12 protein-coding genes are annotated in these 14718 nt (G+C 65.5%); 6 read left to right on the top strand and 6 right to left on the bottom strand.

Annotation, left to right across the window (positions count from 1 at the left end; translation table 11 throughout):
* Positions 1-287 precede the first annotated feature (287 nt).
* Positions 288-1370, bottom strand: a complete 1083-nt coding sequence (locus H681_RS13865) for a hypothetical protein (RefSeq protein ID WP_015477496.1) — start codon at positions 1368-1370, stop codon at positions 288-290.
* 152 nt (positions 1371-1522) lie between these two features.
* Here H681_RS13865 and H681_RS13860 point away from each other — a divergent pair, with 152 nt between their 5' ends.
* The 4 genes from H681_RS13860 to H681_RS13845 are packed head-to-tail and all read left to right on the top strand — an operon-like array spanning position 1523 to position 4141.
* Positions 1523-1831 (top strand): PepSY domain-containing protein, encoded by a 309-nt coding sequence (locus H681_RS13860; RefSeq protein WP_015477495.1) that lies wholly within the window; start codon positions 1523-1525, stop codon positions 1829-1831.
* Positions 1831-2145: a PepSY domain-containing protein gene (locus tag H681_RS13855; protein ID WP_015477494.1), complete on the top strand. Its 315-nt coding sequence runs from the start codon at positions 1831-1833 to the stop codon at positions 2143-2145. Before H681_RS13860 ends, H681_RS13855 begins: the two co-directional genes overlap by 1 nt.
* Positions 2145-2825, top strand: a complete 681-nt coding sequence (locus H681_RS13850) for a response regulator transcription factor (protein ID WP_015477493.1) — start codon at positions 2145-2147, stop codon at positions 2823-2825. The genes H681_RS13855 and H681_RS13850 overlap by 1 nt, the downstream gene beginning before the upstream one ends.
* Positions 2822-4141: an ATP-binding protein gene (locus tag H681_RS13845; RefSeq protein ID WP_041711995.1), complete on the top strand. Its 1320-nt coding sequence runs from the start codon at positions 2822-2824 to the stop codon at positions 4139-4141. The genes H681_RS13850 and H681_RS13845 overlap by 4 nt, the downstream gene beginning before the upstream one ends.
* Before the next feature lie 218 nt (positions 4142-4359).
* Here H681_RS13845 and H681_RS13840 read toward each other — a convergent pair whose 3' ends face one another.
* Positions 4360-6504, bottom strand: a complete 2145-nt coding sequence (locus tag H681_RS13840) for a methyl-accepting chemotaxis protein (protein WP_015477491.1) — start codon at positions 6502-6504, stop codon at positions 4360-4362.
* A 301-nt stretch (positions 6505-6805) separates the two neighbouring features.
* On the opposite strand from H681_RS13840, the gene H681_RS13835 reads away from it, so the two are divergent.
* Both H681_RS13835 and H681_RS13830 read left to right on the top strand, forming a co-directional pair.
* On the top strand, positions 6806-8125 hold the full coding sequence (locus H681_RS13835; RefSeq protein WP_015477490.1) for a Na+/H+ antiporter family protein: 1320 nt from the start codon (positions 6806-6808) through the stop codon (positions 8123-8125).
* An 86-nt stretch (positions 8126-8211) separates the two neighbouring features.
* Complete coding sequence (locus H681_RS13830; RefSeq protein ID WP_015477489.1) at positions 8212-9276, top strand: AI-2E family transporter; 1065 nt, start codon at positions 8212-8214, stop codon at positions 9274-9276.
* A gap of 258 nt (positions 9277-9534) precedes the next feature.
* Here H681_RS13830 and nuoN read toward each other — a convergent pair whose 3' ends face one another.
* From nuoN to nuoK, 4 genes are read right to left on the bottom strand one after another with little or no spacing between them, the layout of a single operon-like run.
* Positions 9535-10998 carry an NADH-quinone oxidoreductase subunit NuoN gene (nuoN, locus tag H681_RS13825; protein WP_015477488.1) on the bottom strand — a complete coding sequence of 488 codons (1464 nt, stop codon included), beginning with the start codon at positions 10996-10998 and terminating at the stop codon, positions 9535-9537.
* Between the two features lie 7 nt (positions 10999-11005).
* Positions 11006-12535: an NADH-quinone oxidoreductase subunit M gene (gene nuoM / locus H681_RS13820; RefSeq protein WP_015477487.1), complete on the bottom strand. Its 1530-nt coding sequence runs from the start codon at positions 12533-12535 to the stop codon at positions 11006-11008.
* Between the two features lie 27 nt (positions 12536-12562).
* Positions 12563-14410, bottom strand: coding sequence for an NADH-quinone oxidoreductase subunit L (gene nuoL / locus H681_RS13815; protein ID WP_015477486.1), 1848 nt, complete (start codon positions 14408-14410; stop codon positions 12563-12565).
* Positions 14407-14715 (bottom strand): NADH-quinone oxidoreductase subunit NuoK, encoded by a 309-nt coding sequence (gene nuoK / locus H681_RS13810; RefSeq protein ID WP_015477485.1) that lies wholly within the window; start codon positions 14713-14715, stop codon positions 14407-14409. The genes nuoL and nuoK overlap by 4 nt, the downstream gene beginning before the upstream one ends.
* Between the last annotated feature and the right edge of the window lie 3 nt (positions 14716-14718).

The following is a 14718-nucleotide window of genomic DNA, read 5'->3' as shown; positions in this document are numbered from 1 at the left end:
AGCGGTATGTGCCGCGTTATCCGTAGGAGCGGGCTCCGTCCGCGATGCCCTTCGTAGGGCGAATAACGCGCAGCGTTATCCGCCGTGATGGGTATCGCTTCGCTCAACGCCATCCTACGTATGCCATCCCGGTGGGTTTCTTGTAGGAGCGAGCTTGCTCGCGAACTCGCCTGGCACCGAACCTTCCGGCGAATCGCGAACAGAGTCCGCTTACTGCCAGGGCGAGGCGGGAAGGGCGAATGAGCGGAACGAAGGTAGACGGCGCATGGTGATGCAAGTCGCGCCGATCATGTCAGCGGCAGCAGGCGCTCACCCAGCCGGCCGCTGTCTGCCAGTTCAAGGAACTCGTCGCCCATCCGCCGGCTTTCGTCCATTGCCTTGTGCCAGTAGCGCTCGCGGCCGGCGTCGTCGCCCAGATAGCGGTGGAAGTCCTTGCGGTCCGGCAGTTTGTTGTGCGGCAGGCGCGCCAGGTATTCCTTCGAAGGGGCCAGCAGCAGCACGTCCTGCAGTCGGCCGGCGTCGCCACGGCGCCAGGGCAGGCCCTTGTCGAACCAGCCGGGGATCACCTTGTCGGTGAAGTGCGGGTAGAGCACCACGCCCTCAGGCAGGTAGGGCAGGTCGAGGTGATAGTCGAGCAGGCCGCCGTCGCGGTAGGTACCGGGCCCGGCGCCGGGAATGTCGCGCACGCCTTCCATCACCATCGGGATCGAGCCGGAGGCGAGCAGGGCGTGACGCAGGTTGGCCAGGTCCAGGTGCAGGTAGCGCGAGGGGAAGTCCGACAGCGCTTCCAGCGGCGGAGCGCGGCGCGAGTCGTGGATGATCAGCCGTTCGAAATGCCGATGCAGGTGACGACGCCCCAGCAGGTTGTCGCGGATCACTGCGCCCAGTCCCAGGCCGAGGTTGGCCTTGCCGTCCTGGGCGAGGCGGCCGTGGCTTTTCACCACCACCACGTTGAGGCGGTACCAGGGATTGTCCAGCACGCTGGCGTCGCGGCCGTCGAGCAGGTCGTCGAGCATTTTCGCGCAGCTTTTCGAGACGTCGGCGATGCTCGCATTGCGGGCGAAACGCTGCTGGGTGTAAAGCGCTCCGAGGCGGCGGATACCCTCGGCCGGATCCGGCAGGCAGGCGCTGGCGAAGCGCCAGGAGCCGATGGACGCACCGATCAGCGAGCGTTCGCGCGGTGCGCGTGGCAGCCATTCGCCGAACAGCGCCAGGTCCAGGCCCTGGATGCCCAGCGCCTTCGGGCCGCCGGCGGCGCCAGGCAGGATGCCGACGTCGGCGGGGGCCAATCCCTGTTCGCGGATGCGCTTGAGGGCGCGGGTGCCGGCCTTGAGGGTGAGGGCGGGAGTCTTGATCTGGATGGCGGTCATGCGGGGCCTCGCGGATGCAGGCCCGCGATTATAGAGCCTGTATGCGGCGAGCAAGGATACTTCACGGGGTGAATGACCTTTGTCGATTCAGCTTGAATTAAGTCCTTCACCTTAGTCTGAGGACGATGCTATTTCAGACGAGGTGTTTGCCCATGAAACCGCTGATCATCCTCACCGCCGCCACCGCGCTGCTGCTTGGCGCCGCCACGGCGATGGCCCACGACGTTGGACCGGACGAGGCGCTGCGTCTGCGCGATGCCGGCACCATCCGCGATTTCGAAGCGCTCAACCAGACCGCGCTGGGCAAGCATCCGGGCGGAACGGTGTACGATAGCGAGCTTGAGCTGGAACATGGCCGCTACCTCTACAAGGTCGATATCAAGGACGCCCAGGGCGTGAAATGGGATGTCGAACTCGATGCGGTGAGCGGTGCAGTCATCAAGGATCGCCAGGACGACTGATGAAGATCGATTTGCCGCGCGTGGCCCTGCTGGCCGTTGCGCTCGCCCTGTCGGCCGGCGCCGCGCAGGCCCATGACCTGAGCCAGGACGAGGCCCTGCGGCTGAGCCGTGAGGGCGTGATCCGCCCGTTCGAGGAAATCCTGCCCATCGCCCAGGCCCGCTATCCCGGTTCGAAGTTGCTGGAGGCGGAGCTGGAGAAGGAACACGACGCCTATGTCTACGAGGTGGAGTTGCTCACCGTCGATGGCGTGGTGCGCGAACTGGAACTGGATGCCCGCGACGGTCGCATCCTCAAGGATAAGGAAGACGACTGATGCGCCTGCTGCTGGTGGAAGACCACGTCCCCCTGGCCGATGAACTGCTGGCCGCCCTGACGCGCCAGGGCTATGCCGTCGACTGGCTGGCCGACGGCCGCGATGCCGCCGTGCAGGGCGCCAGCGAGCCCTATGACCTGATCGTTCTCGACCTCGGCCTGCCGGGGCGTCCAGGACTGGATGTGCTGCGCGAATGGCGCGGCATGGGGCTGGCAACGCCAGTGCTGATCCTCACCGCGCGCGGTTCCTGGGCCGAGCGCATCGACGGCTTGAAGGCTGGCGCCGACGACTACCTCACCAAGCCATTCCATCCCGAAGAGCTACTGCTGCGCATCCAGGCGCTGCTGCGCCGTGCCCGTGGCCTGGCCAACCAGAGCCAGCTGGAGGTGGCGGGGCTGAGCCTGGACGAGGCGCGGCAGTGCGTGCAGCAGGGCGGCAAGGACGTCGATCTGACTTCCGCCGAGTTCCGCCTGCTGCGCTACTTCATGCTGCATCCCGGGCAGTTGCTGTCGAAGTCCCACCTCGCGGAGCACCTCTATGACGGCGAGACGGAGCGCGACTCCAACGTCATCGAGGTGCATATCAACCACCTGCGCCGCAAGCTGGGCCGCGAGATCATCGAGACCCGCCGTGGGCAGGGTTACCGCTTCACCGGCAATGCCGGCGGAGCCGCCCGTTGATGTCGATCCAGCGCCGGCTCGGCCTCGGGCTCGGCGTGGTGCTGGTGGTGATCGGCCTGGCGCTGGCGCAGACCGGGCTCTGGCTGTTCGACCAGGGGTTGCGCCGCTATCTCGCCAACGGCCTGCAGGATGAGGCGGAAAGCCTGCTGGTGGGCATCATGCGCGGCCCGGCCGGGCTGCAACTGGACAGCCAGCGGGTGGATGCCGTCTACGAGCGGCTGTTCTCCGGACGCTATTTCGTCATCCGCTTCGATGACGTCACCTGGCGCTCCCGTTCCCTGTGGGACCGCGAGCTGGATCTGCCGTCGCACAAGGGCCTGGCCCGTGACCTGGAAAAGGGCCCGGAGGGGCAGCGCCTGCTGGTCTATCGCGGCGACTACAAGCGCTATGGCAAGAAACTGAGGATTGTCGTGGCGCAGGATTACACGCCGATCCTCAAGAGCTTCAATCGCCTGCGCAACATCGGCCTGGGCGCCGGCGGGGTGGCGTTGTTGCTGATCCTGGTCTTCCAGGGCTTCGCCGTGCGTCGTGCGCTGCGTCCGCTGGAACGGGTGCGCCAGCAGATCGCGCAGTTGCAGGAGGGGCGGCGCAGCCAGTTGGACCGCCAGGTACCGCAGGAGCTGGAACCGCTGGTGGATCAGGTCAACCACCTGTTGCAGCACACCGAGGATACCCTGCGCCGCTCGCGCAACGCGCTGGGTAACCTCGGCCATGCCTTGAAAACGCCGTTGGCGGTCCTGATCAGCCTTGCCGATCGCGCCGAACTGCATGAGCACCCGGAGTTGCGCCGTGTGCTGCAGGAGCAGTTGGAACAGATCGAGCAGCGCCTGGCCCGCGAGCTGGGGCGGGCGCGTCTGGTGGGAGAAGCGCTGCCCGGCGCGCATTTCGACTGCGATGCCGAACTGCCCAGCCTGTGCGAGATGCTGCGGCTGATTCATGGCGAGCACCTGCGGATCGACTGGAACGCGACGCCCGGCCTGCGGCTGCCGTTCGACCGTGAGGACCTGCTGGAGATGCTGGGCAACCTGCTGGACAACGCCTGCAAGTGGGCGGACGGCCAGGTGCGGCTGACAGTGGAGAAGGGCGCCGGTCGCTATCTTCTGAGCGTGGATGATGATGGCCCTGGCATCGCCGAGGAGCAGCGTGACAGCGTACTGGAGCGTGGCACGCGGCTGGACGAGCAGGTTGCGGGGCATGGCCTGGGCTTGGGCATCGCGCGGGATATCGCGGCGGCGTGTGGCGGTGGCCTGAGGCTGGAGGCGAGCGAGTTGGGTGGATTGCGCGTGGTGATCGAGTTGCCGCGTCGGGTGGCGTGATTCCGGTTTTTGTAGGAGAGGACTCTGTCCGCGATGGGTGCCGTGCGGTTCGCGAGCAAGGACTGGGCGTCCCCCTCGGTCCTACGAAGAGCGCGCCGAGTTTCCCCTGTAGGAGCGAGCTTGCTCGCGAACCAGCCCGAACGTCGCCGTCTGAACCATGTCCCGGCTGCGCCGGGGTTTCGCGGAGAAGCTCCGCTCCTACGAAAGCGACTCTGGCGTCAAACCCGGAACTGATCCATCAATCCCTGCTGATGGTTCGCCAACTGGTTCAGCGACTGGCTGACCTGCGCCGATTCCTGCGCCTGGCTGGACAGCGATTCGGTCACGTCGCGAATGCCCGCCACGTTGCGGTTGATCTCCTCGGCCACCGCGCTCTGTTCCTCGGCGGCGCTGGCGATCTGCAGGTTCATGTCGGTGATCACGCTGACCGCCTCGCCGATGCGCTGGAGCGCGGCCACGGCCTGCTCGACCTGCGAAACGCTGTCCTGCGCCTGGCGATGACTGTTGTTCATCGCGCCGACCACGTCGCGGGTGCCGCTCTGCAAGCCTTCGATCACCTGGCGGATTTCCTCCACCGAATCCTGTGTGCGCCGGGCGAGGTTGCGTACTTCGTCGGCGACCACCGCGAAACCACGCCCGGCTTCACCCGCGCGAGCCGCTTCGATGGCCGCATTGAGCGCCAGCAGGTTGGTCTGCTCGGCGATGCCACGGATCACGTCCAGCACCGAGCCGATCTGCTCGCTGCTCGCCGCCAACCCTTCGACCTGATTCATGGCGCTGCTCATGTCGCTGGCCAGTTCGTCGATCATGCGCGTGGTGTTGTCGATCACGCTGAGGCCATCGCGGGTCGCGCCATCGGCGCCACGGGCGGCCTCGGCGGCCATCGCCGCGCTGTTGGCGACGTCATGGGCGGTGGCGCTCATCTCTTGCGAGGCGGTGGCGACCTGGTCGACTTCGCGGAACTGCTGCTGCATGCCGGCGCTGGTCTGGCTGGCGATCTCCGAGGATTGGTCGGCGGTGGCGCGGGCGTCCTGCACGGAGGATTTCACGTCGCGGATGATCGGTTGCAGCTTGTCGAGGAAGCGGTTGAACCAGCCGGCCAGCTCGCCCAGTTCATCCTTGCCCGAATAGTTCAGGCGCGTGGTCAGGTCGCCTTCGCCGCTGGCGATATTGCGCAGCATGGCGGCGACGTTGAGGATCGGCCGGGTCACGCCACGGGCGGTGAGCCACATGGCGAACAGGCCGATGAGCACCGCGATCAGGCCGAAGCCGAGCTGGGAGAGGGTGCCCTGCGTGCGCTGCTCGTCGAGCTGCTGTTGCAGGGCGATGGCCGGGCCGAGCAGGGTCTGCTGCGGCACTTCGAGCAGGACACCCCAGGGCTTGGAGCCGGGAATCGGTTGCAGCGGCTCGATGACCCGCAACTGATCGTCCTGGCGCAGCACCTGCTTGCGGTTGGCGGCGATGGACTGCAGCAGCTGCGCCCCTTGCTCCGGATAGATCTCCTGCAATTTCTTGCCCAGCCGGCTGGCGTCGGCGCTGTGTCCGGCGAGCAGGCCGGCGGCGCTGACAATGCTGACCTTGCCCTGGCCGTCGTACAGTTCCTGGCTACCCTGGCGGCTGATCTCCTGCAGCTTGTCCAGGCCGATGTCCAGACCCATCACGCCGACGATCCTGCCGTCCAGCTCCAAGGGGAAGGCGATGCTGGTCATCAGTACCTGGCGGTCGCCGACCTCGTCGAAATAGGGATCGAGCACGCAGGCTTGGCCACTGGTCTTGGGGCAGGTGAACCACGCGTTGTAGGCCGCGCCGCTTGGGCCGGGGGTGGTGTCGGCGAGCATGTCTTCGTTCATCGACTCGGATTCGAGCTTGCCTGGCGTGGACTGTGACCAGTAAAGCGAGAAGCGTCCGGCGTCGTTGCTGCCCAGCTCGGCCTGGCCGGCGAACAGCGTGTCCTTGCCGTCCAGGGCGTTGGGTTCGAAGGTGACGTAGAGCCCGAGCAGTTCGGGGTTGCCTTCCAGGGCGGTTTTTACCTGGCGGGTGAGGTCTTCGCGCAGGTCGTAGGCGTCGAGGAAGCGCTTTTGCGCCTGGTCGCGCAGGAACAGCACTTGCCGGGAGAAGCCTTTGCCGTACTGGTAGGCGTCCATGATGTAGCGCTGGATGCGCATGGCCTGGACTTCGCCGCGCGATTGCAGGCGTGCCTGGGCGGCTTCGTCGAGCATGCGGGTGCTGGATTCCTTGACCAGCGCGGTGCTGTACTGGGTGCGGAACACGGAAAGGCCGGACAACAGCGATACCACGCCAAGCAGGCAGAGACCGGCGAGCAGCGTGATCTTCCATTGGATGGAAAGGCGGCGGAGAAGCATGGTTATGTCCTTGAGCAGGAAACCTTGGGGCTACCGGGTTATCGGCATTTTCGGCCCCGTCTTGATCGATAACAGGATGAAACGCCAGAAAACAGGCGATTCTGGTGTGCCCAGTCGAAGGGCAGCGGTTTTTCAGCAAAAAGCGTGCTCAGCAAGGCGAAAATCCTGTCGGGAATGCGTCGTTCGTGGCATGAAAGACCTTGATTCGACTGGCTTTTTGACAGGCCGGATGGGGTTCGGCAGAGTACGCGCCTTTTGCCCGCCCTGAGACGGGCGGACTTGGCTGTGGAGGAGTGATGAGATGAATGCGGTGCTGATCGCCGTTGGCTTGATGCTGGTGCTGAGCCTGTGCCGCGTGCATGTGGTGGTGGCGCTGATCGCCGGCGCGGTAGCGGGCGGGTTGCTCGGTGGCCTGGGCATGGAGGGGACGCTCAAGGCGTTCAACGCCGGCCTGGGTGGTGGCGCGACGGTAGCGCTGTCCTACGCGATGCTGGGGGCATTCGCGGTGGCCATCGCGCGCTCCGGCATGGCCCATGCGCTCGCCGACCGCGTGCTGGCGCTGCTTGGGCGGCACGAAGACACGGCTCCCGCCGGCTTCAAATGGTTGCTGATCGGACTTCTGCTGCTGGTGGCGATCTCCTCGCAGAACCTGCTGCCGATCCACATCGCCTTCATTCCGCTGCTGGTGCCGCCGCTGCTCTACGTGCTGACTCGCCTGCAGATCGACCGCCGGCTGATCGCCTGCGTGATCACCTTCGGCCTGATCACGCCCTACATGTTCCTGCCGGTGGGGTTCGGCAACATCTTCCTCAACGAGATCCTGCTGGCCAACGTCGCGCGCAGCGGTGTGGATGTCAGTGGCGTGGACGTCAGCCGGGCCATGCTCATCCCGGCGCTGGGCATGGTTTGCGGCCTGCTGATCGCGGTGCTGTTCAGTTACCGGCGCCCGCGCGGCTATGACCTGGAGCGCATCGAGCAGGCCGAGCGGGTGGGCACGCCCTACAGCCCGATGAGCCTGGCGGTGGCCGGGGTGGCGGTGGTGGCGGCATTCGTCATCCAGCTGTGGCTGGACTCGATGATCCTCGGCGCGCTGGTGGGTTTCCTGGTGTTTTCCCTGTCCGGCGTGGTGCGCTGGAAAGAGGCGGACGACCTGTTCACCGAGGGCATGAAAATGATGGCGATGATCGGTTTCATCATGATCGCCGCCGCCGGTTTCGCCGAGGTGATGAAGGCGAGCGGGCAGGTCTCCACCCTGGTGGAAGCAGCGGCCGCCTGGATCGGCCATAGCAAGGCCTGGGGTGCGTTCCTCATGCTGCTGGTGGGGCTGCTGGTGACGATGGGGATCGGTTCGTCCTTCTCCACGGTGCCGATCATCGCGGCCATCTTCGTCCCGCTGGCGGTGCAACTGGGCTTCAGCCCGCTGGCCATCGTCAGTATCGTCGGCACGGCCGGCGCCCTGGGGGATGCGGGATCGCCAGCGTCGGACTCCACCCTGGGGCCCACCTCCGGCCTCAACGTGGACGGGCAGCACAATCACATCTGGGACACCGTAGTGCCGACCTTCCTGCACTACAACCTGCCGCTGCTGGCCTTCGGCTGGGTAGCGGCGATGGTGCTGTAAGAGCGGCGGCGCACCGCAGAAAGTTGCACTCGGCAGGCCAACTGCTGACTAATGAGCAGGTTTCCCCCCTTCCTCCGGACCTGCTCATGCTCGAATCTAAACTGGAATACCGGACGTTCCTGCTTCTCCTGGCGGTGGTCACCATCGCCTTCGCCTGGCTGCTGTTGCCGTTCTATGGCGCGGTGTTCTGGGGCACCATCCTGGCGATCATCTTCGCCCCGCTGCAGCGCCGCCTGCGGGTGCGCCTGCATGGGCGCAACAACCTCGCGGCGCTGATCTCGCTGACGATCTGCCTGCTGATCGTGATCCTGCCGATGACCTTCATCGCCGGTGCGCTGGTGCAGGAGGGCGCCACTGTGTACCAGCGCCTGAAGTCGGGCGAACTGAACTTCGTCACCTATTTCCAGCAGGTCATGGCCGCGCTGCCGGATTGGGTGCACCCGTGGCTGGAGCGTTTCGACCTGACGGACCTTTCCAGCCTGCAGGAGAAGCTGTCCGCGGGAGCGATGCAGGCGAGTCAACTGGTCGCCACCAAGGCTTTCAGCATCGGCCAGAACACCTTCGAATTCGTCATCAGCTTCGGCATCATGCTCTACCTGCTGTTCTTCCTCCTGCGCGACGGCCCGGCGCTGGGGCGCCGCATCAAGCAGGCGGTGCCGCTGAGCGGTGAACACAAGCAGCACCTGTTCACCAAGTTCACCACGGTCATTCGCGCCACGGTGAAGGGCAACATCGCCGTGGCCGCGACCCAGGGTGCGCTGGGCGGGCTGATCTTCTGGTTCCTTGGTATTCAGGGCTCGCTGCTGTGGGGCACGCTGATGGCGTTCCTCTCGCTGTTGCCTGCCATCGGCGCGGGGCTGATCTGGGTGCCGGTGGCCGCCTACTTCCTGCTCACCGGGGCAATCTGGCAGGGCGTGGTGCTGACGCTGTTCTGCGTGCTGGTGATCGGCCTGGTGGACAACATCCTGCGCCCGATCCTGGTGGGCAAGGACACCAAGATGCCGGACTACGTGGTGCTGATTTCCACCCTTGGCGGCATGTCGCTGTTCGGGCTGAACGGTTTCGTCATCGGTCCGCTGATCGCGGCGCTGTTCATTGCGTCGTGGGATCTGTTCACTGGGCGCGAATTGAATGAGTCGAAGGCTGAGTAGGGGAGTGCATGGGGCGTATGACCGTCCGCGGTTATACGCCCTTCGTTCCCGTATCTGTTCAAGTAGAGTCGTGGAGGAGGCGTAGGTTCTTGTAGGAGCGAGCTTGCTCGCGAACCGCATAACGCCGTGCGTTCCTGAAATACCGTTCGCGAGCAAGGACTGGGCGTCCCCCTCGGTCCTACGAAAAGCGGTCTGCGGCTGAGTGAGTCCCGCCCAATAAAAACCCCGCCGAAGCGGGGTTTTTATTACCTGTCGACCTCAGCCGGCGATGGCTACCAGGCCGCTGTGCTGGAGGATGTCCAGCAGCGGCTGCGGGTACACGCCGAGGAAGAAGGCGAGCAGGGCGATGGCCACCAGCATGATGCCGCCGGCGCGCTGGGCCCAGTCCAGGGGGGCGTCGTGGCGCTTCATGTTCGGTTCGACCAGGAACATGGTCACCATGACGCGCAGGTAGTAGTACAGGCCGATGGCGCTGCCCAGTACCAGAGCGCCGACCAGCCACCACAGGTGGGACTCGACGCCGGTGGCGACGATGTAGAACTTGCCGATGAAGCCGGCGGTCAGCGGGATGCCGGCCAGGGACAGCATCATCACGGTCATCACCGCGGTCAGCACCGGACGGCGCCAGAACAGGCCGCGGTACTCGAACAGGGCGTCGGCGTCGCGGCCGCTGTACGGAGTGGACATCAGGGTGACCACGCCGAAGGCGCCCAGGGTGGTGACCACGTAGGTGGTCAGGTAGACGCCGACCGCTTCCACGGCCAGGCCCTTGCTCGCCACCAGGGCGATCAGCAGGTAGCCGAAGTGGGCGATCGAGGAGTAGCCGAGCAGGCGCTTGATGTTGCTCTGGGTCAGCGCCAGCAGGTTACCGATCAGGATCGAGGCGATGGCGATGACCGCGATGGCGTCATGCAGCAGGCCGTTGTTCAGGGCCGCCGGAGCGATCTGGAACAGGCGCAGCAGCACGGCGAACACGGCGACCTTGCTGGTGGTGGCGAGGAATGCGGCCACCGGGGCCGGGGCGCCTTCGTAGACGTCCGGGGTCCACAGGTGGAACGGTGCCAGCGACAGCTTGAAGCCCAGGCCGACCACCATCATGCCGACGCCGATGGACAGCAGTGGGCCGTGGCTGGTGCCCTCGGCCAGGGACGCGCCGATGGCCGAGAAGCCCAGGCTGCCGGATTCGGCGTAGAGCAGGGCCATGCCGAACAGCAGGAAGGCGGAGCCGGCGGCGGACAGTACGGTGTACTTGATGCCCGCTTCCAGGGTGCGCTTGTTGAAGAAGGCGTAGGCCACCATGCCGTAGACCGGCACCGACAGCAGTTCCAGGCCGATGAACAGGCCGGCCAGGTTCTGCGCGCTGACCAGCACCAGGCCGCCCGCGGTGGACAGCAGCAGGAGCAGGTAGAGCTCTTCGCGGTTGCCCGGGTAGCTCTCCATGTAGGCGTGGGCGAGCGTGGTGCAGGCCAGGGCGCCGATCAGGACCAGCGCCATGTAGAAGCAGGCGAAGTTGTCGATCACCATCAGCGGGGTGACTTCGATCGGGGTGACTTTCAGCACCGGCAGGATCGACAGCAGCGCCAGGTTCAGACCGATCACCGAGAGGGTGGCGGTCATCGAGTGGTTACGCTTCCAGGCCACGGCGAGCATCACCACCACCAGGGTGGCGCTGGTGATGAGCAGCGGCAGGAGCGCGATGAAGTGTTGGATCGTGAAGGTCATGTCGCGCTTACCGTGCTGCCAGGGTGGAGAGGGCGGCACCCAGCCATTGCTGGACGCCGTGCATGGTTGCCGCGGAGGTGTCGAGGACCGGCTGCGGGTAGACGCCGAGCACGATCAGCAGCACCGCCAGGCCGAGCACCATGAGCAGCTCGCGGGCGTTCAGGCCGGCGATGGCGGTGTCGGACTTGGCCGGGCCGAAGTACGCGCGGTGGATCATGATCAGCGAGTAGACCGAGCCGAACACCAGGCCGAAGGTGGCGATCACGGTGATCACCGGAACGACCTTGAAGCTGCCCAGCAGGATCAGGAACTCGCCGACGAAGTTGCCGGTGCCCGGCAGACCCAGCGACGCGATGGCGAAGAACAGCGCTACAGCCGGCAGGTACGGGATGCGCGACCACAGGCCACCCATCTTGCGCATGTCGCGGGTGTGCAGGCGCTCGTACAGCTGGCCACAGAGGATGAACAGCGCGGCGGCGGAGAGGCCGTGGGCGATCATCTGGATCACCACGCCCTGCAGCGCCTGCGGGCTGCCGGAGTAGATGCCGATGATGACGAAGCCCATGTGCGATACGGAGGAGTAGGCCACCAGACGCTTGATGTCGGTCTGTGCGAACGACAGGAAGGCGCCGTAGAAGATGCCGATCAGACCCAGGGTCATGGCCACCGGGGCAAACTCGGCCGAGGCGTTGGGGAACAGCGGCAGGGCGAAGCGGATCAGACCGTAGGCGGCGGTCTTCAGCAGGATGCCGGCCAGGTCCACGGAACCGGCGGTCGGCGCCTGGGCGTGGGCGTCCGGCAGCCAGGAGTGCACCGGCACCACCGGCATCTTCACCGCGAAGGCGACGAAGAAGCCGAGCATCAGCAGCCACTCGGTGTGTTCCGGCATCTGGGTCTTCAGCAGGTCGGCGTAGTTGAAGGTCAGCACGCCGGTGCTGTTGTAGTGCACGAACACCAGGCCCAGGATCGCCACCAGCATCACCAGGCCGCTGGCCTGGGTGAAGATGAAGAACTTGGTGGCGGCGTAGATGCGGGTCTTCTTGCCGTCGTCCGAGCTATGACCCCAGAGCGCGATGAGGAAGTACATCGGCACCAGCATCATTTCCCAGAAGAAGAAGAACAGGAACAGGTCGACGGCGAGGAACACGCCGATCACACCGCCCAGGATCCACAGCAGGTTCAGGTGGAAGAAACCGATGCGGCGCTGGATCTCGTTCCAGGAGCAGAGCACGGACAGCACGCCGAGCAGGCCGGTCAGGGCGACCATCAGCAGGGACAGGCCGTCCATCGCCAGGTGCACGCTGATACCGAAGCGCTCGATCCAGGCCATCTTGAACTCGAGGGTCCATTGCGGCTCGCCACCCGGCGCGGGCGCCAGCTGGAAGTCACCGGTGTGCCACACCCAAAGGCTCAGGGCGAGGGTCAGGGTCATCGACCCCAGCGCGACCCAGCGGGGCAGGGTCTTGCTGGTGGACTCGGCGATCCAGCAAAGGAAGCCGCCGATGAAGGGGATCAGGATTAGCCAGGGCAGAATCATGTCGGGCTCAATCTCATTCGTGAAGTTTTAAGCCAGCAGCAGCGCGCCGAGGAGCAGCGCGGCGCCGCCCACCAGGGAAGCGGCGTACCAACGCAGGCGGCCGTTCTCGGTGAGGCTGAGGAGTTTGTGACCACCACGGGCGGTGAGCGGGACCAGGACAAGCGACTTGTCGACCGGGTCCGCGGCCAGCAGGCGGCAGATCAGCAGGTAGGGTTTCACGAACAGCTTGTCGTACACCCAATCGAAGCCCCAGGCATGCAGCCACCAGGTGCCGAAGAAGCGGCCCGGCGCGCTCTGGGAGAGCGCGCTGACGAAGCGGCGCTTGCCGAGGAACAGCAGGCCTGCCAGCAGGATACCGGCGATGGCGATGGCGCCCGAGGCGATTTCCAGGCTGTGCTTGGCTTCACCACCGGCGTGACCGGCACTTTCCGGCAGGACACCGGCCAGCGGCGGGGTGATCAGCGCGCCGATGAAGGTGGACAGCACGATCAGCACTCCCAGCGGCAGCCAGTGGCTGATGCCGTGGCCGGCGTGCGCCTCGGTCTTCGCTTCGCCGTGGAAGGCGATGAAGATCAGGCGGAAGGTGTACAGCGAGGTCATGAACGCGCCGACCAGACCTGCGATCAGCAGGTTCTGGTGACCGCTGGCGAAGGCTTCCCAGAGGATCTCGTCCTTGGAGTAGAAGCCGGCGGTCAGGAAGGGCAGGGCGGCCAGGGCCGCGCCACCGACCACGAAGCTCGCGTAGGCCAGCGGCAGCTTCTTCCACAGACCACCCATCTTGAAGATGTTCTGCTCGTGGTGGCAGGCGACGATCACCGCACCCGAGGCAAGGAACAGCAGGGCCTTGAAGAAAGCGTGGGTCATCAGGTGGAAGATCGCGCCACCCCAGGCGCCAACGCCCAGGGCCAGGAACATGTAGCCGATCTGGCTCATGGTCGAGTAGGCGAGGATGCGCTTGATGTCGGTCTGCACCAGGGCGGCGAAGCCGGCCAGGACCAGGGTCACGGCACCGACGATGCCGACCAGTTCCAGGACATTCGGAGCCAGCTCGAACAGGCCGTGGCAGCGGGCGATCAGGTAGACGCCCGCGGTCACCATGGTGGCCGCGTGGATCAGCGCGGAGACCGGAGTCGGGCCGGCCATCGCGTCGGCCAGCCAGGTCTGCAGCGGCAGCTGGGCGGACTTGCCGACGGCGCCACCGAGCAGCATCAGGGCCGCCAGGTTGACCCACAGGTCGCCCTTGGCGAAGTGCTGCGGAGCCAGGACCAGCAGTTCCTGGATGTTCAGCGTGCCCAGATGCTGGAACAGGATGAACATGCCGATGGCGAAGAACACGTCACCCACGCGGGTCACGATGAAGGCCTTCAGCGCCGCGTTGCCGTTGGGCACGTGGTTGAAGTAGAAGCCGATCAGCAGATAGGAGCACAGGCCCACGCCTTCCCAGCCGAAGTACACGAACAGCAGGTTATCGCCGAGCACCAGGAACAGCATGCTGGCGATGAACAGGTTGGTATAGGCGAAGAACCGCGAATAGCCGGCCTCGCCACGCATGTACCAGGAGGCGAACAGGTGGATCAGGAAGCCAACGCCGGTGACTACGCCGAGCATGGTGACCGACAGGCCGTCCAGATACAGGGTGAAGTTGGTGTTGAAGTCGCCAACGCTCATCCATTGCCACAGCACCAGGCTGTAGGCGCCACCTTCGGGCGGGTTGCTGTGGAAGCTCCAGATCGCCCAGAAGGCGGAGAGGGCCGCGAGGCCCACGGAGCCGACACCGACCAGTGCCGAGAAGTTTTCCGACCATCTGCCGCGGGAGAAAGACAGCAGCAGGAAGCCGACCAGAGGGAACAGGAATGTAAGGGGCAGCAGGTTCATCCGCGCATCTCGCTTGCAGCGTCGATATCGAGGGTATGGAAGCGGCGATACAGCTGGAGCAGGATCGCCAGGCCGATGCTCGCCTCGGCCGCGGCCAGGCTGAGCACCAGGATGAACATCACCTGGCCGTCGGGCTGGGCCCAGCGGCTACCGGCGACCACGAAGGCCAGCGCGGCGGCGTTCATCATCACTTCCAGGCTCATCAGTACGAACAGGATGTTGCGTCGTACCATCAGGCCTGCCAGGCCGAAGCAGAACAGCACACCGGCGAGCGCCAGTCCGTGTTCGAGAGGGATTGTGTTCATGGT

This window comes from Pseudomonas sp. ATCC 13867 (assembly GCF_000349845.1).
Taxonomy (GTDB): Bacteria; Pseudomonadota; Gammaproteobacteria; order Pseudomonadales; family Pseudomonadaceae; genus Pseudomonas.
Note: the sequence above shows the minus strand (reverse complement) of the source record. Positions and strands in the feature narration are given on the sequence as shown.